Below are 19550 nucleotides of genomic sequence, written 5' to 3' on the forward strand. Positions count from 1 at the left end.
AGGCGCAGCGGATAGCATGCAGCCTATGGGTACGGATTCCGCACAGCACACTGGACGCCTACTGACAAAACCCGTTCTCGCGTGGGCGTCGTGGGACTGGGGCTCTGCTGCTTTCAACGCCGTCATGACAACGTTCGTTTTCACGGTGTATCTGACATCGGACGTCTTCGGTGGGGAAACCTACGCCTCCGGGGTGCTCGGCTGGGGCCTGGCCATTGCAGGCCTCCTCATTGCCGTCCTGGCTCCTGTAACGGGTCAGCGGTCCGATGTCGGCGGTCGCCGGAAGCTCTGGCTGGGCGTCCACACCCTGACGGTAACCGTGCTGACGGCGCTGTGTTTTTTTGTGTTCCCCCGCCCGGAACTGTTGATTCTCGGGGTTGCCCTCATTGCGGCAGCGAATATCTTCTTCGAGTTCGCAGGTGTCAACTACAACGCCATGCTCACGCAGATTTCGACCCCGTCCAGCATCGGCAAGGTCAGCGGGTTCGGTTGGGCCATGGGTTATGTGGGTGGCATTGCCGCACTCGTGATCGTCCTGGTCGCCTTCGTGCAGCCGGCCTTCGAATGGTTCGGGTCGAGCACCGAGGATGCCCTGAACATTCGGCTGGTGGCTGTTTTCTCCGCGCTCTGGTTCTTCACGTTTGCGCTCCCGGTGATGTTCGCGGTGCCTGAAGTTCCCCGGCAGCGGAATGCTGACAGACTGGGTTTCCTCGCGTCCTATGTACTGCTCTTCCGGCGCATCAAGGCCATCTACCGCACAAGCCCGCACACCATTTTCTTCCTGCTCGCGAGCGCGATCTTCCGTGACGGGCTCGCCGCGGTGTTCACCTTCGGAGGCATCATCGCGGCAGGCACGTTCGGGTTCACGCTCAGCGAGGTGATCCTGTTCGCGATTGTCGGCAATGTCATCGCAGCGGTCGGGGCCGTGATCGGCGGCTTCTTCGACGACCGGGTTGGGCCCAAGCTGGTCATCATTGTGGCCCTGATCGGACTCCTGATTTCGGGCACGGCCGTGATGGCGCTCGGAGCGGCGGACCAGCAGGTGCTGGGTCTGCAATGGAGCGGTGACACGACGTTCTGGGTCTTCGGACTCCTGCTGACCCTCTTCGTGGGTCCGGCTCAGGCCTCTTCACGCGCGTACCTGGCGCGCCTCTCGCCGCGGGGCGAGGAGGGTGAGATGTTCGGGCTGTACGCCACCACGGGCCGAGCCGTCAGCTTCCTGGCTCCGGCGCTGTTCTCGCTGTCCATCGCTGTATTCGGGGAACAGCGGTTCGGGATCCTCGGGATCCTGATTGTGCTGCTCGCCGGCCTGCTGGTGCTGCTCCCGGTGAAGCCGCCCGCGAAGGTGACTCCCGCCGTCGTACCCGCTCCCTGAGTAGGTCCCTCCCAGCCCCCGCTGAGTGCGCAGACAAACAGCGTATGCGCGCCGCAAAAGGTGTTTATCTACGCACTCAGCGTACGGGGAGAGCGGACCCAACCGCGCGTCTGTAACGCCCGGGCGACACGCGTCTCCACGCTGTCCTGCCTCAGGGCATCGAGCGTCCGAGCGGTGACCGTGATCTGAATCCAGCCCGCACCCGCCGTCTTTTCATTTCGCACAGTGTCGAGCTCAGCCTGTTCACGCTCGAAGTGGTGTCCACCGTCGTACTGGAGCGCCACACGATATTCCGGATAGGCGAGATCGGGCCATGTGATCTCCCTGCCTGCAGAGTCGACGATGACGTACCCAATTCCGGTTCCGGCAGACCTGCGAGAATCAGTCTGAGCCGCAGTTCCAATGCCGCACGGGCATTCAGGATCCCGCGCATCTTCGGATGGCGCTGTACAGTCCCCCGCAGTTCCGCGATGGACGTTAGTGCCTTCCGTTCCGGCATGAAGCTGCGCTTGTGTGCGTTCACGATCGCGTCTCCGTCGAATAGCTGAACGCTGAACCAGGGGTCAGGCACCCAGAGGACGCAGCCGACCGGGCAGGTCCTGTTCGACGCCCCAAGGCACCCTCAAACCGCGGCTGGGGATGACCAGGCCCGCCGAAACTGTGCGATGGCGTGCCAGACCCGCGGCGTCCGATTCGGACAGTGAAAAGGATCGGCCGAGGAAGTTCTGCGGCAATGGTTCCGGTGTACGCATGCCAGCAATCGTTGTCGTCGGAGGGTCGCGTCTCGGACTTACCCACAGGCCTTCACTGCTGAGTGGTCACATAACGACGGAATGACGCGGCGCAAGCCCCTTTATCTGCGCACTCAGCGGGATATTGAACCGTCGGAAATCTGTGTCCGGTGGAAGTTCAAGTGGCTCCGAGACGCCGTCGGGCCCCGCTGCCCCTGGTAACGGTTACCGTACTGACCGGAACCGTAGGAGTGCTCCGCCGGCGAGGTGAGCTTGAAGAAGCACAGCTGGCCGATCTTGGAGCCCGGCCAGAGCTTGATCGGCAACGTTGCCATATTGGAAAGCTCAAGCGTGACGTGGCCCGAGAAGCCGGGATCAATGAACCCTGCGGTCGAGTGGGTGAGCAGGCCGAGGCGGCCCAGTGAGGACTTGCCCTCGAGCCGCGCCGCGACGTCATCAGGGAGGGTGACCATCTCGTACGTCGACCCGAGCACGAACTCCCCCGGATGGAGGATGAACGGCTCATCCGGTGCCACTTCCACCAGGCGGGTCAGGTCAGGCTGGTTCTCCGCCGGATCGATGTGCGCGTACTTGTGGTTGTCGAAGAGGCGGAAATACCGGTCGATGCGGACGTCCACGCTTGAAGGCTGAACCATTGCGGGGTCATAGGGGTCGAGGACAATTCGCTCGGAGGCAATTTCGCTTCGGATGTCGCGGTCGGAGATCAGCACCGTCTAAAAATACCGTACGGAGTTCGCACCGATCTCATCGGCAATGTCAGCGGCCGATCTCGGTTCTCACTGCGAACAGCTCCGGGAAGAACGTCAGCTCAAGCGCCTTCTGGAGGAATCCGACGCCGCTTGACCCGCCCGTCCCGGACTTGTGGCCGATGGTGCGCTCCACCGTCTTCAGGTGCCTGAAGCGCCACAGCTGGAAGTTGTCCTCCAGGTCCACAAGTTCCTCGCAGGCCTCGTAGACGTCCCAGTGCGCCGCGGAATCCTCATAGACCTCCTTGTAGACCTGCACCAGCGCGGGGCTGAACTCGTGGGCATGCGTGACGTCCCGTTCAAGCAGGTCCTGGGGAACGTTGTACCCGCGCCGCGAGAGGTAGCGGATGAATTCGTCATAGATACTTGTCTCCTCGAGGAGACCTGACAGGAGGTCAAGGGCCTGCGGATCGCTCTCGAAGACCTGGAGCATCGCCGCGTTTTTGTTGCCGAGCAGGAACTCGACTGCGCGGTACTGGTAGGACTGGAAGCCGCTGGCCGCCTTTAGCGCTCCGCGGAATTCCGCGTACTCCGACGGCGTGAGCGTCGCCAGCACCGACCACTGTTCGGTCAGCGAGCGCTGGATGTGCTTGATCCGGGCTATGCCCTTCATTGCCGCCCGCAGATCGTCCGCGCGCAGGTGGGTCCTCACCGCACTCAGCTCGTGCAGCACGAGCTTCAGCCAGAGCTCAGAGGTCTGGTGCTGGATGATGAACAGCATCTCGTCGTGGTGCTCGGGCCTGCTGACGGGGTGCTGCGCCGACAGGAGCGCGTCCAGATCCAGGTAGGACCCGTAGGTCATCTTTCCGGAGAAGTCCTTCTCGATGCCCGCTTCAAGGTTGCGGGTGTTCCGCTCCACGCTCATGAAATAAGCGTAGTTCTTCGCCGTTCCTCCGTGCGCCGGCCCTGTCGCGGCATTCTGACAATTCGTTGAAGAGTGTCAGACGCGGCCAGTAGGTTTGAAGAAACCAAGGAGACAGCATGAACGCACCCGCAGATGCACCCGTACACTGCAGCATTGTTCCGCCCTATCTGTTGGCCCGCCTTGCAAGCCTGGAGGATCCGGCGCATCAGAGTGCTGCTGCTGCCGCCCGGCGAGCGCTGGTGGAGCTGGACCCGATCCATAGCGCGCGGTCAACGGCTCCCCGCGATACGTCGCGCGGGGCGGGCACCGCCGTCGTGCTGGTTCTTCGCAGGACAATTTCCGACGCCGGCGGCACTGAGTCCCTGCCGGGAGAGGCGGTCCGCCGCGAAGGCGATCCACCCACAGGTGACATCGCGGTGGATGAAGCCTATGACGGTCTCGGCGCAACATATGCGCTCTTCAACGAGGAGTACGGCAGGTCATCCATTGACGACGCCGGCCTGCCGCTCAATGCCACGGTTCATTATGGTCGGCAATACGACAACGCATTCTGGGACGGCTGCCAAATGGTGTTCGGCGACGGGGACGGTGAAATTTTCGGGCGGTTCACCGCCTCGCTCACGGTGATAGGCCACGAACTAGCGCATGGATTCACCCAGTACACCTCGAACCTGCGGTATCAGGGCCAGTCCGGGGCGCTCAATGAGTCCCTTTCGGATGTGTTCGGTGTGCTGGTGGAGCAGCGCGTGCGCAGTCACTCGACCGACGCCGCCAGCTGGCTGATCGGTGAGGGCCTCTTCACGGACCATGTGGAGGGGCTTGCCCTCCGCTCGCTGAAGGCACCTGGAACCGCTTACGACGACGACGTCCTCGGCAAGGACCCTCAGCCCGGCACTATGACGGATTATGTGGACACCACGTCTGACAACGGTGGCGTGCATATCAATTCGGGCATCCCGAATCATGCTTTTTACATCGCGGCGATGCAGTTGGGCGGCAACGCCTGGGAACGTGCAGGGCAAATCTGGTATGACGCCGCAACCGGGGGCCGTATCCCTCCCGATTGCAACTTTCCACTGTTCGCCACCGTGACGGTGGAGTCCGCGAAGGCCCGTTTCGGTGAGGGCTCCCTGGCAGCAAAAGCGGTCCACTACGCGTGGCGGGAGGTGGGAGTGCTGTGACCCGTATTGAGGTCTCGCGTTCTGGGGGCTTCGCCGGGTTGACGCGGACGTGGAGTGTCGAAGTGAGCGCTGCAGAGGTTGAGGAGCGTTGGCTGCCCCTCCTCGAGCAGGCGGACCCCGGCGAGACCCAGGGCGCCGAACGCGACCGCTACGTCTATCACATCGCAATCGGCTACCACGAGGTGACGGTCGCCGAGAGCGCGGTGCAAGGCCCCTGGAGAGAATTGGTGGAGTGGGTCAAGGATGCCTCATCCAGCGAGCCTGGGACCGAGCTTGGCGAGGGCCCCTGCTGAGCCGCAGGTTGGCGGGCTCGCTGTCACCCGCACGTGTCGTGAAGGCCGCCAGGAGATGTTGTAGTGTTTATGGAGCGGTTCAGGCCGCATTGCGGGCGTAGCTCAATGGTAGAGCGCTAGCTTCCCAAGCTCGATACGCGGGTTCGATTCCCGTCGCCCGCTCCACTCTGTTTCCGTTCACGCCGCCGTGCGCGGTCCGAACATGATCACGGCAACGCCGGCCAGGCACGTTGCGCACCCGATGAGATCCCAGCGGTCAGGTCTAAACCCGTCGAGAGCCATTCCCCACGCCAGGGACCCCACAACGAAGACGCCGCCGTAGGCCGCGAGTATCCGGCCGAAATTAGCGTCAGGCTGCAGCGTGGCTACAAACCCATACGCGCCGAGCGCGAGCACGCCCAGCCCTGCCCACCACCATGGCTGGCCCTCCCGCATGCTCTGCCAGACCATCCAGGCGCCCCCGATTTCGGCCAGCGCTGCGACGGCAAAGAGGACAACCACGAGAAAGACACTCATGGGCCAATTATCGCGCTGCGGAAGCGCTCAGGCCGACCCTGCTACGACAACACCTCCGCCGCAACTGCCCGCATCGGGAGGGTGCGCAACCCCACATGGCAGGCCGGCTGGCGCCAGCGTAGACTTGACGCGATGAATCGCACAATGTTCAAGTCCAAGATCCACCGCGCTACGGTGACCCACGCGGACCTTCACTACGTGGGTTCTGTGACTGTCGACCTGGACCTCCTCGACGCCGCCGACATTCTGCCCGGCGAAATGGTATCCATCGTGGACGTCACCAACGGCGCGCGGCTGGAAACCTACACTATTGCCGGCGAGCGTGGTTCCGGCGTCCTCGGAATCAACGGACCTGCAGCGCATCTGGTGCATGAGGGGGACACAGTCATTCTCATCACGTACGCGGCGATGACCACGGAAGAGGCGCGCTCCTATGTGCCCAACATCGTGCACGTCAACGCTGACAACCGGATCATCGAGCTGGGAACTGACCCGGCCGAAGGTTTGACGGAGGGGCTCCAGCGTCCCCCGTTCGCGTTGAACAACGCCGCACTCCTCTGATTCGCGATCACTGACCAAACCTTCAGGTGGCCCCGCTACCCGCGGGGCCATTTTCGTGTCTCCAATTGCCCCCGGGCCGAGCCGCAACCACACGGCAATTCTTCTAGCGCGAATTACCCGGAAGGCTTAGGGTCAAGAAGACAAGGTTGCTCCGGTCCCCTCGACTGCAATCAGTCCCCGGGCCGGGGTTTCTTACGCTCGATGTGGAGGCGGGGTACGTATGCCGGGAATTCGCAGGACCGACCAGCAACAACAGCGGATTCGGAAGCATCCCGGTGCAATAGCCATTTCCTCTCTGGGCCTGGCGTCCCTCCTCCTCAGCGGATGCGGACCAGCAGACTCCGGTGTCCCGACTCTCACCTGGTACATCAACCCTGATGCCGGCGGGCAGGCCGCAATTGCGCAGCTCTGTACCGAAGAGGCAGGCGGCGAATACCGGATCGAAACCTCACTTCTGCCCAATGATGCTGCAGCGCAGCGTGAGCAGCTCGCACGCCGGTTGGCGGCGAATGACGCTTCCCTGGACATCATGAGCATCGACCCGCCGTTCGTCCCGGAACTGGCCACTTTCCTCGCACCGGTTCCTGAAGACATCGCCCAGAGCACCACCCAAGACACCCTCGAAGGTGCGTTGCAGGGCGCAATGTACGAGGACGAACTGGTTACCGTCCCGTTCTGGGCCAACACGCAGATTCTCTGGTACCGCGAGTCGGTCGCAGAGGAAGCAGGCCTCGACATGTCGCAACCGGTCACCTGGGACCAGCTGATGGAAGTGGCCGAAGCCCAGGATGTTGAGTTGGGCGTGCAGGGCTCCCAGGCGGAATCGATGACGGTCTGGATAAATTCCCTGATCGAATCAGCTGGTGGCACCATCCTGGAGAACCCGGAGGCGCCCGCTGACGAAATCGAGCTCGGTTTGGCGAGTGAGGCCGGACAGGAGGCCGCCCGCATCGTCGGGACCATCGGCGACAAGGGACTCGGTGGACCGGGACTGGCGACATCCACGGAAGCCACCTCTCTGACCGAGTTCCAGGGCGAGAGCGGGTCCTTCATGGTCAACTATCCGTTCGTCTGGCCGGCGACTCAGGGTGCCGTTGAGGGAGGCTCCCTCGACCAGGCCCTACTCGATGACATCGGTTGGGCCCTCTACCCGCGGGTTTACGAAGACCAGGAAACGGCGCCGCCTCTTGGCGGCATCAACCTCGGCGTCGGCGCAAGCAGCGACAACCCCGAGTTGGCCTACCAGGCGATCGAGTGCATCGTGCAACCGGAAAATCAGGCCGAGTATTTCCTGACCAACGGCAACCCGCCATCGAGCTCGGTTGCCTATGAAGATCCGCGGATCGAGGAGCAGTTCCCGATGGCGGAAACCATCCGTGAATCGCTGGAGAATGCAGCACCCCGCCCGCAGACCCCGTTCTACAACGAGATCTCGAGCGGTCTGCAACAGACGTGGACCCCGCCGGACGAGGTATCGCCGGAGACCACGCCGGAGCAATCCGAGGAGTTCATCACCGCTGTGCTGCGAGGGGAGAGGTTGTTGTGACCAGCGCTATCACCAAGAACCCGGAGGCCATGAAGACCGACCGGCGCACCAATGACTACAGTGACAGGGCAAAGTCTGAGCGTCGGCTCGGCTGGATGCTCGCGGGACCGGCTTTCATCATCATGCTCGCGGTCACCCTTTATCCCATCATCCAGGCGTTCTTCGATTCCCTCTTCGCCTTCCGGCTGACGGCTCCGGACGAGCGCCAGTTCATTCTGTTCCAGAACTACGTGACCGTCCTCAGCGATCCGGTCTGGTGGCGGGACCTCCTCGTGACGCTACTGATCACCGTCGTGACGGTCGCCGTTGAACTGGTGCTCGGATTCGCGCTCGCTCTGGTGATGCATCGGGCGCTCAAGGCCGTCCGCGGCTGGCTACGCACAGCCATTCTGGTGCCCTACGGCATCATCACCGTGGTCTCGGCCTACGCCTGGTTCTATGCGTTCGACATCAGCTCCGGCTACGTCAACTCCTGGTTCAACTGGGTACCGGGGATCGATCAGGATCTGAACTGGTTCGCGCAGGCGAGCACGGCGCTACCGGTCATCATGGCTTCGGAAATCTGGAAGACCACGCCGTTCATCTCGCTCCTCCTCCTTGCCGGGCTGGCACAGGTTCCGGATGAGCTGACGGAAGCCGCCAAGGTGGATGGAGCAACGTGGTGGGAGCAGATGCGCAAGGTCATCATCCCGAACATGAAGGCGGCCATCATGGTTGCGGTCCTGTTCCGGGCTCTGGACGCCTTCCGGATCTTCGACAACGTGTTCATCATGACCAACGGGCAGTACGGCACTGAAGTGCTCTCACTCCTCGCTTATCGAACGTCCATCAGCAGACTGGAGATCGGCCTCGGGTCCGCGGTCTCGGTTCTCCTCTTCGCGTGCGTCCTTCTGATCAGCTTCATAGCGATCAAGGTGTTCAAGGTTGACCTCGCCGGCTCAACGGGAGGAAAGCGATGAAGTCCACCGGTCGCGAAAAGATCATCTGGACGATCGTCTCGATCTTCGTCCTCATCTACGCGCTGTTTCCGGTTGCATCCATCCTCGCCACGTCGTTCAAACCGCCCGGAGACCTGACCAGCGGACGTTTCCTGCCCTCCGCCGGCCTGGCGACGCTCGATAACTACGAACAGATCCTTGTCGGTGACGCGCAGGGGCTATTCCTCTCCGCTTTGTGGAATTCCATCGGAATCTCCCTCATAGCGACGTTCATCGCCGTCGTGCTTGCCACACTGTGCGCCTACGCAATTGCCCGACTGGACTTTCCCGGCAAGAAAGTCATCCTGACGACGGCGCTGGCAGTGTCGATCTTCCCGGTCATTTCGATCGTGACCCCGCTGTTCAACCTGTGGCGGAACATCGGCCTGTACGACACCTGGCTTGGCCTCATTATCCCGTACCTGTCGCTCACGCTTCCTATTTCAATCTGGACGCTGGCTGCGTTCTTCCGTCAGATCCCGTGGGAACTCGAGCAGGCGGCCCAGGTGGACGGTGCCACAACCTGGCAGGCGTTCCGCAAGGCAATTGTGCCCCTGGCTGCACCCGGTGTATTCACGACGGCGATTATCGCCTTCTTCATCGCGTGGAACGACTTCGTGTACGGCATCTCGCTGACTTCAACGGAAGCGGCGCGGCCCGTACCCGCGGCACTTGCGTTCTTCACCGGGGCTTCACAGTTCGAGTCCCCTACCGGCGCCATCTCGGCGGCCGCAATCATTGTCACCATTCCGGTTGTGCTGCTGGTGTTGCTGTTCCAGCGGCAGATCGTCTCAGGCCTGACCCAAGGCGCAGTCAAGGGTTGAGAACCGAAGAAACTGAAGGAAGAGGATCCAGAACATGGCTTCTATAACGCTGAAGAACCTCGTCAAAAAGTATGGAGACGGGTTCCCTGCCGTCAACGACATCAGCATCGATATCGAGGATGGCGAGTTCATCATCCTGGTGGGGCCCTCAGGCTGCGGCAAGTCGACGCTGCTACGCATGATCGTGGGGCTCGAGGACATTACGTCCGGCGATCTCTATATCAACGAAGAGCGAGTGAACTCGAAGGCGCCACGCGACAGGAACCTCGCAATGGTGTTCCAGAACTATGCGCTCTATCCGCACCTGACCGTGTTCGAGAACATTGCCTTCCCGCTTCGGCTCGCCAAGGGCAAGCACAGCGAGGAGGAAGTGCAGCGCCTGGTCACTGGGGCGGCCGCCACCCTGGAACTGACGGACCATCTACAGCGTAAGCCGGCGAATCTTTCGGGTGGCCAGCGGCAGCGGGTCGCCATGGGCCGGGCTATCGTCCGCCAGGCGGATGCGTTCCTGTTCGATGAGCCGCTCTCAAACCTTGACGCGAAGCTGCGCGGACAGATGCGCTCGGAAATCTCCCAAATGCAGCGCCGTCTTGGAACTACCTCCGTCTACGTCACGCACGACCAGACGGAAGCCATGACTCTCGGCGACCGGGTAGCAGTCCTCAAGAAGGGTGAACTGCAGCAGATCGCGTCGCCGCGGGAACTTTACGAGCAGCCTGTGAACCTTTTCGTTGCAGGCTTCATCGGCTCCCCGTCGATGAACTTCCTTCCGGCGACCATCGAGAACGGAAAGCTTCAGACCTCACTCGGGGCGCTGGACGTACCTGCTGACAAGGCGGCGAAGGCAGCGGGCCGGAAGGTCGTCCTCGTGGGCGTACGCCCGGAGTTCTTCGAGGACGCCAAGCTCGTCGATGATGCCAAGAAACCGCACGGCTCGTCCTTCAGGGCCACGCTCACCCACACCGAGTGGCTCGGAAACGAACAGTACGGCTACATCAACTTCGATCCGGCCCCCGAGGTGCGCGAGCTTCTAGACAACCTCGCCCGGGACATGGACGCCGATGAGCTTCGGCCGCAGGTTGTGGTCACGCTTGATGCGGCCAGCCGCATCCGCGGCGGGCGCGAGTCAGAAATCTGGCTCGATACCCGCAAGCTTCATTTGTTCGACCCGGAGACCGGCGAGAACCTGACGCGCGATGCCGAGGCCGGAGCAGCCCTCACAGCCGAGGCGAATCAGGAACGGGCTGAGGAACTCGCCAGCGCGCATGAAGCGGACCGCGCGATGGACCCGAACGGTGACCGCGGCAGCGACCGTGAAAGGGACGGCGGCACGGGCAGCGGCAGGCACCGAGACAGTGGCGGAGGTAGCCACGCCGCCACTCGCTGACGTAGGACGACGACGGCTGGAACGCACGTGGACATGTCGGGACGCAGCGGCGACGCCGTCGTCGTCGTTGGTGGGTCTCACACCGCCATTGGGTAACGTTAGAGAGTGCATTCGTCCCGCCTGATCCGAATCCTCGCCGCCTGGCTGCTCGGACTCATGCTCGCGATCGTGGGGGCAATTGCAACGGTGATGCTGGTCAACACACACGTATTCGGCCCTCACCAGCAGGTGGAAAGCTACCTGGAGGCGCTTCGCCAGGGCGAGGGAGAACGGGCGCTGGGGCTGCTGAACGCAACCGTTCCGGGCGCCAATGCGGCACTCCTCGACGGCCCAGCCCTGCAACGGGCAACGCAGGGCGTGGAGAGCATCGAGGTAGGTTCGCCCCACCCCTCCGGTGAGAACCGGGTCGAGGTCGGGGTCACCTACACCATCGACGAAACTGAGCACACCACTGCGTTCATGCTGGAAAAGAGCGGGACGGAGTGGCTTTTCTTCAACCAGTGGGAGTTTGTTCCCTCGACCCTTCCCACGCTCGAGGTGTCGGTGATCAACCAGAGAGAAGCCACACTGAACGGAACCCGGGTGCTGATGCCGGAAGGGCGCAACCAGTTCGCCGTCTTTTACCCCGCACAGGTGGAAGCCCACTACACGAGCGAGTACTTCGCCGCCCCCGCTCAGACTGTTGCCATCACGGACCGTCAACAGGCACCGGCCAGCCTGAACCTTGCCACCGCCGCAACTCCCGCACTGACTGAAGCTGTCACCGCGCAGCTGAAGACGTTCCTCGACTCCTGCGCCGAGCAGAAGGTTTTCCAGCCCGCCAACTGCCCGTTCGGCTTCGAGACCGGCAACCGGGTCGCGGGTCCGATCAACTGGTCCATCACGGAGTACCCAGAAGTCCGCATAGAACCGTACAACGGCGACTGGGTGATTTCCCCGCTTACCGGCACCGTGCTGCTGGAAACGAACCTTCAGGACTTGTTCACGGGCATCATTGAACCCGTGAGCGTCCCACAGGAGTTCGGGTTCACCGCCCGCCTCGGCGTCACCGACGAGGGCATCGACGTGACCCCGGTGGTGGAGTACTAAGCCCGCCTAGTCGAGGCCGCGCAGGTCGAGCGTCAGTTCCGTTTCGCCGTCGGGACTGAGCGTCACCGGGATGCCCCAGTCCTGCTGGTACAGGTGGCACGCGGCGTGGTCCGGGATCTCACCGCCGGGCTCGCCGTCACAGGCGGCAGCGCGTGCCGTGATGTGCAGGACTCCTTCGGTCACCTCATCCGACAGGACGAGCTGCCGCTGAAGGCCGACGCCGGTGCCAGCGCCCGATACCAGGAGCGACTCCGGCGAGGAGGAAATCTTGAGCTGCGTGGGGTCGCCCCACCGGTCGTCCAGCTTCTGGCCCTTGGGCGCGCTGAACCTCACCGTCACACCAAACTCCCCGGCTGCCACGGGGGTCTTGGGGCGCTGCGTCTGGGACGCGCCCTCGTCCACCGCGAGGGCATCCTTGGGAATCGGGACCCGGACCAGCTGATGCTTGTTCGTCTCCACGACGATCAGCAGCGGTTCTCCGCCCGACTCCACCGGCGCCTGATCAACGAGGACGTCGGAGGGCTCAGCGAGTCCCCGGATCAGGGTGGAGACCTGCCGTGTTGCGGGGTCATAGCGGCGGATTGCGCCGTTGTAGGTATCTGCGACAGCTACCGATCCGTCCGGCAACGCGGTGACGCCGAGCGGGTGCTGGAGGCGTGCCTGTTCGGCGTCACCGTCACGGAACCCGAAGTCGAACAGCCCAGTACCGATTGCCGACTGAACCTGAGTGCGGCTTCTGCCGTTGACGGTGAGGAAGCTCAGTACGCGTAGTGCGGAGGTTTCCGAGTCGGCGACCCAGATGTTGCCGTGCGCGTCCTCGGCCAGCCCCGAGGACTGGGCGAACCAGGCTGCGGTGGCATCGCCGTCGAGCAGTCCCTCCAACCCCGTACCCGCCAGGATGTCCACGGCGCCGGTCACCGGGTCGAAGGTGAAGATCTGGTGAGTTCCGGCCATGGCCACAACAACCCGCTGAAGGGTGTCGGACCAGATGAGGTCCCACGGCGAAGAGAGGGAAATGCTGAGTGCGTCCGTACCGAGGAATGTGTCTTCCAACCGCGGCGCGGCATCCTCCGGGATGTCGTCGGGGTCGCCGCCGAGGTCTTGCGAAACCTCCTGCAGCTCAACGGGCCGGACCTTGACCTGGTTGCCGGCATCGAGCAGCCGCTGGATGCCGTTGCCTGCAATGGTGCTTACAGCACCGCTTTCGAGTGACACCGCCCGCAGGCGGTGGTTCACTGTGTCGGCGACGACAACGTCGTACCCCACCCGGCGTGCTATAGCAGCGGGAAGGAGGGTCAGCCCCTGTGGTTCATTGAACTGGGCTTCGCCGTGGCCACCGTCTGCGAAACCGCGCGTGCCGGTTCCAATGGTGCGGCGCACGGTCTCGAGGTCGGACTCCAGCTCCACCAAGCGGTGATGGCCGCTGTCGCCTACCAGGAAGGTATTTGTGGCGGGCAGGGCGAGCACCTTGCCCGGGAAACGAAGATTGCCCGCGGTGGGCTCTGCCGGCACGTAGGGACCGTCCCCGCGGTGCAGGGTGCCCTTCGCTTCGTGTTCCGCGACCAGTTCCTCGACGAGGGATTCCAGCCCGGCGGCATGGCCCTCCCCGGACAGGTGGGCAACGATGTAGCCCTCCGGGTCGATGACCACGAGAGTAGGCCACGCCCGCGCGGTGTACGCCTGCCAGGTGTCCAGCTCCGGATCGTCCAGGACCGGATGGTGAATCTCGTACCGCTCCACCGCTGCGGCGAGCGCTGCGGGATCGGCCTCATGCTCGAACTTCGGGGAGTGGACTCCCACGGTGACGAATACGTCGGAGTATTTCGCTTCGAGCGGCCTGAGCTCGTCGAGGACGTGGAGGCAGTTGATGCAGCAGAAGGTCCAGAAATCCAGCAGGACGATCTTCCCGCGCAGGTCCTCGAGCGTCAGCTGCTTACCCCCGGTGTTGAGCCAGTTCCGCCCGACGAGTTCAGAGGCGCGGACTCGGTAGCCGACGCGGAGCGAGGTTTCGGTCATTCAAGGTCTCCTGGTGGGGTTGTGCGCTGTCCTGCGGGAGTGTCGTGTGGTGCGCGGGCCGCGGACGTCCGGGTGTTGTCCCGTTCCGCCAGCGAGGCGAACATGTTGTTATAAGCCGAGAGCTCGGCGTCGTTATTCCTGTCCGCGGCCCGGTCCTTGCGCCGCGTCTCCCTCGCATCGCTGCGGGACCACATCACCGCGACCCCGATGGCGAGCAGGAGCGTCGGAATTTCCCCGATTCCCCAGGTCACCGCACCACCGATCTGCTGGTCTTCAAGCGCGGAGAGACCCCATTCGCGGCCCATGTTCCCGAACCAGGAGGCCTGCAGCAGCGAGGTGCCCCCTGTCAGCGCGACGCCGAAAAATGCATGGAAAGCCATGGTGGCGAAGAGGAGCAGCAGCCGCAGCGGATACGGTGCGCGGCGCGGGATCGGGTCGATGCCGATCATGGTCAGGATGAAGATGTATCCGGTGAGCAGGAAGTGCAGGTTCATGAGCTCATGACCCACGTGCTCGCGCAGTGCGAAGCCGAACAGGGGCGAGTAGTAGAAGATCACGATGGATCCTGCGAAGTTCGCAGCCGCGAACAACGGGTGGGTGACCACTGCCGAGAATTTCGAGTGGACGATCACGAGGGTCCACTCCCGGATGCCCCGGCTGCCGTCCCTGCGGGGTGTAAGGGCCTTCAGAGCGAGCGTGACCGGTGCGCCGATCACCAGGAACAGCGGGACCACCATGGTCAGGGCCATGTGGTCGATCATGTGCGCGCTGAACAGCACCATGCCGTAGACGGCGGGGGCGCCTGAGGTGAAGTACGTCAGCGCGATCAACCCGATGAACCAGGAGATGGTTCGGAGCACGGGCCAGGAATCACCGCGGCGGCGCAATTTCAGGATACCCAGGAGGTAGGCGACGGCGACCGTGACGGTGAAAGCGATCCACAGCCAGTCCGGGCGCCACTCCGTAAGCCAGCGCATCGCCGTCGGCTCCGGAGGCAGCTCGTATCCGGTGAGGATGCGTGCGGGCGTGGCGTCGGGCTGAAGTTCCTCCGACCGCGGCGGTGCGGTCCTTGCGAGCGCAACGGCGACACCGGACACTGCGCCCATGATGGCGAGTTCGACGGCGATGAGCTGCCAGAGCACACGGCGCGCGGACATGTTGGTGTCCAGCTCGGGAATGATCCACTGCCGGTGCATGAGGCCGATTCCGCCGAGAAGAATCGTTGCGATTGCCTTGAAGGTCACCAGCAGGCCCCACTCGGAGCCCAGCTGTGAGAGGCTGCCGATCCGCAGGCTCGCGTTGATGATGCCGGAGAGGAAGACCAGCGCGAATGCGAAGCCTGCGAGTGCGGATAAGCGCTTCAGTACCGCCGTGGTCTGCGTTCCCAGCTTCCCGCTGATCACTGCGAGGACAATAATTCCACCCACCCAGAGGCAGACGCCGACCAGGTGCAGCAGGATGGAGCTGACGGCGGCATTGTGGTCATCGCCGCTCGCGGAATGGCCGATCAGGGCCATCGGCAGGACGCCGCCCAGTGAGAGCACGAGTGTGAGTGCCAGCCACACGCTGGAGCGGGCGCCGAAGGTCATGGTGGCCACGACGGCGGCGATCATGACGGTGGACAACCAGGCGCGGCCGGTATCGAAGTCGGTGAGGTAGGAAGCCAGGCCCTGGGTGTAGGCGGGATCACCGCTGAGCGGCAATCCTGCGGCATCGGAGTAGGTCAAAACAAGGACGGCGAGGGCGGAGAGGGTCCAGGCGACGGCGGCCCAGGACGCGAGCGCCATCACCCTCGAGAACGCGGGAGTCTCCTCCGCCTCCGAAGCAGCAGTGCCCGTGCCGGAGCGGGCGGATCTGTTGCTCGAGCCGGCATGCCGGGGCAGGATCACCACCGCAAAGACGAGTGAACCGATGACCGCGGCAATCGAGATGTTGTGAAGTGCCTTGGATACGGGCAGGCCCCACCGGGTGAGGACGCCGGGGTCGCTCAGCTGGCGGGGGGCGGCTGCACCAGAGAAGGCGAGGGCCAAAACCACCGCGACAAGGACGGTGATGCCCGCGGCGATCAGCCAGCCCGGGCTAACCCCGGCCCGGCCGGTGGCACCCGCGCTGCCGGGCTTCGACTGGTTTGTTGTTGTGGCCACGCTCTCCATTGTCTACCCGCAGTAGAACAACGACCAACTAACGTGGCCTTCCGCACTGGCCTGCCCGCGGTGCCGGCTTAAACAAAAACGGGGACTGCCACGCAGGTGGTGGCAGTCCCCGAATCAGCTGACTTACTTGACGGCAGCCTTGAGCTTGGAGCCGGCGGTGAGCTTGACGCTGCTGCCTGCTGCAATCTCGATGGTTTCGCCCGTCTGCGGGTTGCGGCCGGTGCGTGCTGCACGCTCGGTACGCTCGACTGCCAGCCAGCCCGGGATGGTGACCTTCACGTCGTTCTTGGCGGAGGAAGCGAGAACGTCGAACAGGGCATCCAGCACGCTGTTCACGGCAGTCTGGCTGGTGTCAGCCTTTGCTGCTACCTCGGCCACCAGTTCGCTGCGGTTCTTGGTCTCTTTCTTAGCCAATGTATGTCCTCCTGGACTTGTGCGGATTATTCAGAACCTCACCGTGCTGGCGAAGCTTCTGGAGGAAAACCTATCAGCTTCAACCGCAAAGTCCCGCAGATTGGCGCGTCTTTGCCCGGTTTTCAGCGGAATTCAGCCCTATTTTTCACCTGAAAGCGGCCCCGGGTACCTACCGATGGGGTTAAAGCGATCAGGACGGCGACCGAATGGTCACCGTCCTGATCCCAGTTCACTGAGCTGTCTCAGCCTCAGGCATTTACCAGCTGGACTTGGTCACGCCGGGCAGCTCGCCGCGGTGCGCCATCTCGCGGAAACGAACGCGCGAGATACCGAACTTCTGGAGGGTGCCGCGGGGGCGCCCGTCGATCTGGTCGCGGTTACGCAGGCGAACCGGCGAAGCGTTGCGGGGCAGCTTCTGCAGGCCGAGGCGTGCAGCCTCACGAGCCTCATCCGTTGCGTTTTCATCGACAAGCGTCTTCTTGAGCTCCAGGCGCTTGGCCGCGTAGCGCTCAACAATGACCTTGCGCTGCTCGTTACGAGCAATTTTTGACTTCTTAGCCATGTTTAGCGCTCCTCTCGGAATTCGACGTGCTTGCGAATCTTGGGGTCATACTTCATCAGAACCATGCGGTCCGGGTCGTTACGGCGGTTCTTGCGGGTCACGTAGGTGTACCCGGTGCCGGCCGTGGACTTCAGCTTGATGATCGGACGTACGTCTTTGTCCTTTGCCATTAGAGCTTCACTCCCCGAGCCTGGATCTCAGCGACGACGGCGTCGATACCGCGGACGTCGATGGTCTTGATGCCGCGGGCGGAAACCTGCAGCGTTACGTTACGGCGCAGGGACGGAACCCAGTAGCGCTTCTTCTGAATGTTCGGGTCGAACCTGCGCTTGGTGCGCCGGTGCGAGTGCGAGATGCTGTGCCCGAAGCCCGGCTCGGCCCCAGTCACTTGGCAGTGAGCTGCCATGACGATCCTCCAAAGATTGAATGAAACAGGTAACAGCCAGTGCTACCTGCCATGGAATGCGTTCAGGGGCGTCACCGTCATGACGGTCGAAATGACCGCCGGATGTTCGCGTTTTTCGCGCAACCTGAGCCCCTAACTACCGGACCTCGGACGAGAAAAAGTCCCGAGAACCGGAGCAATTGCGCACGCTCCGCCACCTGATGCCTTTCCATTCTAGGAGGCAGCCCGCTTTAAGACCAATTGCAGGGCCTCAGCGGCCGTTCGACTCGTCGGGACGCGTGGCCTCGCCGTTGGCGTCAACGACCGTAACAACGTCTGTTTCACCGATCTCGCCGGGACTGAGGTGGGCGCCGGTGTCCACGACAGCCCACCGCAGCACCGTACCCGCAGGGATGCGAACCCGGTCCAGCACCACTGAATGCTCGACGACGGCGCCCTCCTCCACCACTGCGTCAGGCCCTATGACGCTGTGCGTGACGGATCCTGCAATGCGTGCGCCCGGTGAGATGAGACTGGACCCGATCCGCGCAGTGCCCTCGATGAAGGCGGGCAGCCTGCGGGGGCTGGCGCTGAGGATCGGCCATGCGGGATCGTCGAAAGCCAGGCCGTTTCCTGCCAGCAGGTCCATATGAGCACGGTAATAGCTCTTCGGTGTGCCGAGGTCCAGCCAGTAGGAATCGAGCCGGTGCTCTGCGACGGTGCAGTTTTCGACCAGGTACGGGATCAGCTGGTCCCCGTAATCCTCCAGCTCACCCTCCTTTTCATGCAGTTCCTCGAGCGTGTCCAGCAGGACGTCGGTGGAGTAGAGAAAGATCTCTGCCGCCACCACATCGGTGCGGGGTTTCTCCGGTTTGTATTCGAAGGCGGTCACCAGGCCGTCTTCCACCTCTACGACACCGTGTTGGGAGGCATCGCCGTCGAACTGTTTGGTCACCATGGTGAGTACCGCACCGGTGTCCTGGTGGGTCTTGATGACGTCGCGGTAGTCGAGCTGATAGAGGTGGTCAGCGCTGAGGACCAGAACCAGGTCCGGATCGAACTGACGGATGAATTCCGCCTGCCGGTACAGGCCGTCCGCGTTGCCTGCCGCGAAGCCTTCGCCGTGCTCGCCCTGGAAAGGCGACAGCATACGCAGTCCGCCGTTGGTGCGGTCCAGATCCCAGGGACGGCCGTTGGCCAGATGGTCATTAATCGATTTGGGCTGGTACTGCTCCACCACCCAGACATCCGAGATGTGGCTGTGGTGAAGGTTCGAGAGCGGGACGTCGATAAGGCGGTATGTTCCGCCCACCGGCACAACAGGCTTGGCTTTCCTGTCTGTAAGCGCGCCCAACCGTCCGCCGGTGCCTCCAGCGAGAATCAGCGCCAGAACGGACGGCTTGTTCACACCGAACCCGCCGGCTGGGACTGCTTCAGAATCCAGTGGCCGTCATCGAGCCTGGCCAGGATCTTTTTGCCCACCCGCTCAAGGTCAGCAATGTCTCGCTCATCGAGCCCGTGGAAAACCAGCTGCCGGACATGCTCCACATGCTCGACGGCGAGTGACTGCAGGTTGCCAAGGCCTTCCTGGGTGATGGAAGCGGTGGTAACCCGGAGGTCCCTGGTGCTCTGGCTCCGCTGCACCCAGCCGCGGGTCTCCAGCTTTGTGACCACATGACTCAACCGCGAAAGCGAAGCGTTGGACCGGCCGGCGAGCTCACTCATGGGAAGCGTCCGGTCCTCTGCCTCCGAAAGCATGGCGAGGACGTGATAGTCGAACAGGGTGATCTTGGCACGCTTATTCAAATTGGCGTCCAGCGTCCCCGGCAGCATAGTAGCCACGGCATAGAGTGCAAGCCACGCTTGTCTTTCGGCCGGATTCAACCACCGCGCGCCAGTCATGACGAT

General features: G+C 63.1%; 22 protein-coding genes and 1 tRNA gene. 10 read left to right on the top strand and 13 right to left on the bottom strand.

Features of this window, described 5'->3' with window-relative positions; translation table 11 throughout:
* Positions 1 to 25 precede the first annotated feature (25 nt).
* Positions 26 to 1375: an MFS transporter gene (locus AC4D1W_RS09825; protein WP_490890129.1), complete on the top strand. Its 1350-nt coding sequence runs from the start codon at positions 26 to 28 to the stop codon at positions 1373 to 1375.
* Between the two features lie 68 nt (positions 1376 to 1443).
* Here the strand turns inward: AC4D1W_RS09825 and AC4D1W_RS09830 are convergent, their stop codons facing one another.
* The 4 genes from AC4D1W_RS09830 to kynA form a co-directional block, all read right to left on the bottom strand.
* On the bottom strand, positions 1444 to 1659 hold the full coding sequence (locus AC4D1W_RS09830) for a hypothetical protein (protein WP_490890131.1): 216 nt from the start codon (positions 1657 to 1659) through the stop codon (positions 1444 to 1446).
* Between the two features lie 279 nt (positions 1660 to 1938).
* The gene (locus tag AC4D1W_RS09835; RefSeq protein ID WP_490890133.1) at positions 1939 to 2127 is read right to left on the bottom strand and encodes a hypothetical protein; all 189 of its coding nucleotides are present in this window, start codon (positions 2125 to 2127) and stop codon (positions 1939 to 1941) included.
* Positions 2128 to 2240: 113 nt separating this feature from the next.
* Positions 2241 to 2837 (bottom strand): dCTP deaminase, encoded by a 597-nt coding sequence (gene dcd, locus AC4D1W_RS09840; protein ID WP_490890135.1) that lies wholly within the window; start codon positions 2835 to 2837, stop codon positions 2241 to 2243.
* Positions 2838 to 2883: 46 nt separating this feature from the next.
* Positions 2884 to 3738, bottom strand: coding sequence for a tryptophan 2,3-dioxygenase (gene kynA, locus AC4D1W_RS09845; RefSeq protein ID WP_490890137.1), 855 nt, complete (start codon positions 3736 to 3738; stop codon positions 2884 to 2886).
* A gap of 116 nt (positions 3739 to 3854) precedes the next feature.
* On the opposite strand from kynA, the gene AC4D1W_RS09850 reads away from it, so the two are divergent.
* The 3 genes from AC4D1W_RS09850 (at position 3855) to AC4D1W_RS09860 (ending at position 5377) form a co-directional block, all read left to right on the top strand.
* A complete protein-coding gene (locus AC4D1W_RS09850) occupies positions 3855 to 4919 on the top strand; it encodes a M4 family metallopeptidase (protein WP_490890139.1) in 1065 nt (354 codons plus the stop codon).
* On the top strand, positions 4916 to 5212 hold the full coding sequence (locus AC4D1W_RS09855) for a protealysin inhibitor emfourin (protein ID WP_490890140.1): 297 nt from the start codon (positions 4916 to 4918) through the stop codon (positions 5210 to 5212). Before AC4D1W_RS09850 ends, AC4D1W_RS09855 begins: the two co-directional genes overlap by 4 nt.
* Positions 5213 to 5303: 91 nt before the next feature.
* Positions 5304 to 5377: transfer RNA gene (locus AC4D1W_RS09860), tRNA-Gly, on the top strand.
* 12 nt (positions 5378 to 5389) lie between these two features.
* On the opposite strand, the gene AC4D1W_RS09865 is transcribed toward AC4D1W_RS09860, so the two are convergent.
* Positions 5390 to 5728, bottom strand: coding sequence for a YnfA family protein (locus tag AC4D1W_RS09865; RefSeq protein ID WP_490890142.1), 339 nt, complete (start codon positions 5726 to 5728; stop codon positions 5390 to 5392).
* A 132-nt stretch (positions 5729 to 5860) separates the two neighbouring features.
* Here AC4D1W_RS09865 and panD point away from each other — a divergent pair, with 132 nt between their 5' ends.
* From panD to AC4D1W_RS09895, 6 genes are all read left to right on the top strand, one after another.
* A complete protein-coding gene (panD, locus tag AC4D1W_RS09870; protein ID WP_490890144.1) occupies positions 5861 to 6289 on the top strand; it encodes an aspartate 1-decarboxylase in 429 nt (142 codons plus the stop codon).
* 220 nt (positions 6290 to 6509) lie between these two features.
* The gene (locus AC4D1W_RS09875; protein ID WP_490898630.1) at positions 6510 to 7835 is read left to right on the top strand and encodes an extracellular solute-binding protein; all 1326 of its coding nucleotides are present in this window, start codon (positions 6510 to 6512) and stop codon (positions 7833 to 7835) included.
* A gap of 29 nt (positions 7836 to 7864) precedes the next feature.
* On the top strand, positions 7865 to 8794 hold the full coding sequence (locus AC4D1W_RS09880; protein WP_490890429.1) for a carbohydrate ABC transporter permease: 930 nt from the start codon (positions 7865 to 7867) through the stop codon (positions 8792 to 8794).
* Complete coding sequence (locus AC4D1W_RS09885; protein WP_490890147.1) at positions 8791 to 9636, top strand: carbohydrate ABC transporter permease; 846 nt, start codon at positions 8791 to 8793, stop codon at positions 9634 to 9636. Before AC4D1W_RS09880 ends, AC4D1W_RS09885 begins: the two co-directional genes overlap by 4 nt.
* A gap of 34 nt (positions 9637 to 9670) precedes the next feature.
* On the top strand, positions 9671 to 11023 hold the full coding sequence (locus AC4D1W_RS09890; protein ID WP_490898631.1) for an ABC transporter ATP-binding protein: 1353 nt from the start codon (positions 9671 to 9673) through the stop codon (positions 11021 to 11023).
* A 105-nt stretch (positions 11024 to 11128) separates the two neighbouring features.
* On the top strand, positions 11129 to 12112 hold the full coding sequence (locus tag AC4D1W_RS09895; RefSeq protein ID WP_490890151.1) for a hypothetical protein: 984 nt from the start codon (positions 11129 to 11131) through the stop codon (positions 12110 to 12112).
* Between the two features lie 6 nt (positions 12113 to 12118).
* Here AC4D1W_RS09895 and AC4D1W_RS09900 read toward each other — a convergent pair whose 3' ends face one another.
* The 8 genes from AC4D1W_RS09900 to AC4D1W_RS09935 form a co-directional block, all read right to left on the bottom strand.
* On the bottom strand, positions 12119 to 14128 hold the full coding sequence (locus tag AC4D1W_RS09900) for an NHL domain-containing thioredoxin family protein (protein ID WP_490890153.1): 2010 nt from the start codon (positions 14126 to 14128) through the stop codon (positions 12119 to 12121).
* Complete coding sequence (locus tag AC4D1W_RS09905) at positions 14125 to 16281, bottom strand: bifunctional copper resistance protein CopD/cytochrome c oxidase assembly protein (protein ID WP_490898632.1); 2157 nt, start codon at positions 16279 to 16281, stop codon at positions 14125 to 14127. Before AC4D1W_RS09905 ends, AC4D1W_RS09900 begins: the two co-directional genes overlap by 4 nt.
* Before the next feature lie 123 nt (positions 16282 to 16404).
* Positions 16405 to 16695: an HU family DNA-binding protein gene (locus AC4D1W_RS09910; RefSeq protein ID WP_056544463.1), complete on the bottom strand. Its 291-nt coding sequence runs from the start codon at positions 16693 to 16695 to the stop codon at positions 16405 to 16407.
* Between the two features lie 256 nt (positions 16696 to 16951).
* Complete coding sequence (rpsN, locus tag AC4D1W_RS09915) at positions 16952 to 17257, bottom strand: 30S ribosomal protein S14 (protein WP_309072093.1); 306 nt, start codon at positions 17255 to 17257, stop codon at positions 16952 to 16954.
* Between the two features lie 2 nt (positions 17258 to 17259).
* Positions 17260 to 17427: a 50S ribosomal protein L33 gene (gene rpmG, locus AC4D1W_RS09920; RefSeq protein ID WP_019481734.1), complete on the bottom strand. Its 168-nt coding sequence runs from the start codon at positions 17425 to 17427 to the stop codon at positions 17260 to 17262.
* Positions 17427 to 17663: a 50S ribosomal protein L28 gene (gene rpmB / locus AC4D1W_RS09925; protein ID WP_026545364.1), complete on the bottom strand. Its 237-nt coding sequence runs from the start codon at positions 17661 to 17663 to the stop codon at positions 17427 to 17429. Before rpmB ends, rpmG begins: the two co-directional genes overlap by 1 nt.
* A 250-nt stretch (positions 17664 to 17913) precedes the next feature.
* The gene (locus tag AC4D1W_RS09930; protein WP_490898633.1) at positions 17914 to 19050 is read right to left on the bottom strand and encodes a glucose-1-phosphate adenylyltransferase family protein; all 1137 of its coding nucleotides are present in this window, start codon (positions 19048 to 19050) and stop codon (positions 17914 to 17916) included.
* Positions 19047 to 19544 (bottom strand): MarR family winged helix-turn-helix transcriptional regulator, encoded by a 498-nt coding sequence (locus tag AC4D1W_RS09935; protein ID WP_490890157.1) that lies wholly within the window; start codon positions 19542 to 19544, stop codon positions 19047 to 19049. Before AC4D1W_RS09935 ends, AC4D1W_RS09930 begins: the two co-directional genes overlap by 4 nt.
* Positions 19545 to 19550 lie beyond the last annotated feature (6 nt).

The organism is Arthrobacter sp. TJ-170 (assembly GCF_058269305.1).

Bases quoted from the DNA above. Each gene is read 5' to 3' on its own strand.
- AC4D1W_RS09825 (WP_490890129.1), top strand. From the start codon at position 26: ATGGGTACGGATTCCGCACAGCACACTGGACGCCTACTGACAAAACCC.
- AC4D1W_RS09835 (WP_490890133.1), bottom strand. From the start codon at position 2,127: ATGCGTACACCGGAACCATTGCCGCAGAACTTCCTCGGCCGATCCTTT.
- kynA (WP_490890137.1), bottom strand. From the start codon at position 3,738: ATGAGCGTGGAGCGGAACACCCGCAACCTTGAAGCGGGCATCGAGAAG.
- AC4D1W_RS09850 (WP_490890139.1), top strand. From the start codon at position 3,855: ATGAACGCACCCGCAGATGCACCCGTACACTGCAGCATTGTTCCGCCC.
- AC4D1W_RS09865 (WP_490890142.1), bottom strand. From the start codon at position 5,728: ATGAGTGTCTTTCTCGTGGTTGTCCTCTTTGCCGTCGCAGCGCTGGCC.
- panD (WP_490890144.1), top strand. From the start codon at position 5,861: ATGAATCGCACAATGTTCAAGTCCAAGATCCACCGCGCTACGGTGACC.
- AC4D1W_RS09875 (WP_490898630.1), top strand. From the start codon at position 6,510: ATGCCGGGAATTCGCAGGACCGACCAGCAACAACAGCGGATTCGGAAG.
- AC4D1W_RS09880 (WP_490890429.1), top strand. From the start codon at position 7,865: ATGAAGACCGACCGGCGCACCAATGACTACAGTGACAGGGCAAAGTCT.
- AC4D1W_RS09885 (WP_490890147.1), top strand. From the start codon at position 8,791: ATGAAGTCCACCGGTCGCGAAAAGATCATCTGGACGATCGTCTCGATC.
- AC4D1W_RS09890 (WP_490898631.1), top strand. From the start codon at position 9,671: ATGGCTTCTATAACGCTGAAGAACCTCGTCAAAAAGTATGGAGACGGG.
- AC4D1W_RS09900 (WP_490890153.1), bottom strand. From the start codon at position 14,128: ATGACCGAAACCTCGCTCCGCGTCGGCTACCGAGTCCGCGCCTCTGAA.
- AC4D1W_RS09905 (WP_490898632.1), bottom strand. From the start codon at position 16,281: ATGGAGAGCGTGGCCACAACAACAAACCAGTCGAAGCCCGGCAGCGCG.
- rpsN (WP_309072093.1), bottom strand. From the start codon at position 17,257: ATGGCTAAGAAGTCAAAAATTGCTCGTAACGAGCAGCGCAAGGTCATT.
- rpmG (WP_019481734.1), bottom strand. From the start codon at position 17,427: ATGGCAAAGGACAAAGACGTACGTCCGATCATCAAGCTGAAGTCCACG.
- rpmB (WP_026545364.1), bottom strand. From the start codon at position 17,663: ATGGCAGCTCACTGCCAAGTGACTGGGGCCGAGCCGGGCTTCGGGCAC.
- AC4D1W_RS09935 (WP_490890157.1), bottom strand. From the start codon at position 19,544: ATGACTGGCGCGCGGTGGTTGAATCCGGCCGAAAGACAAGCGTGGCTT.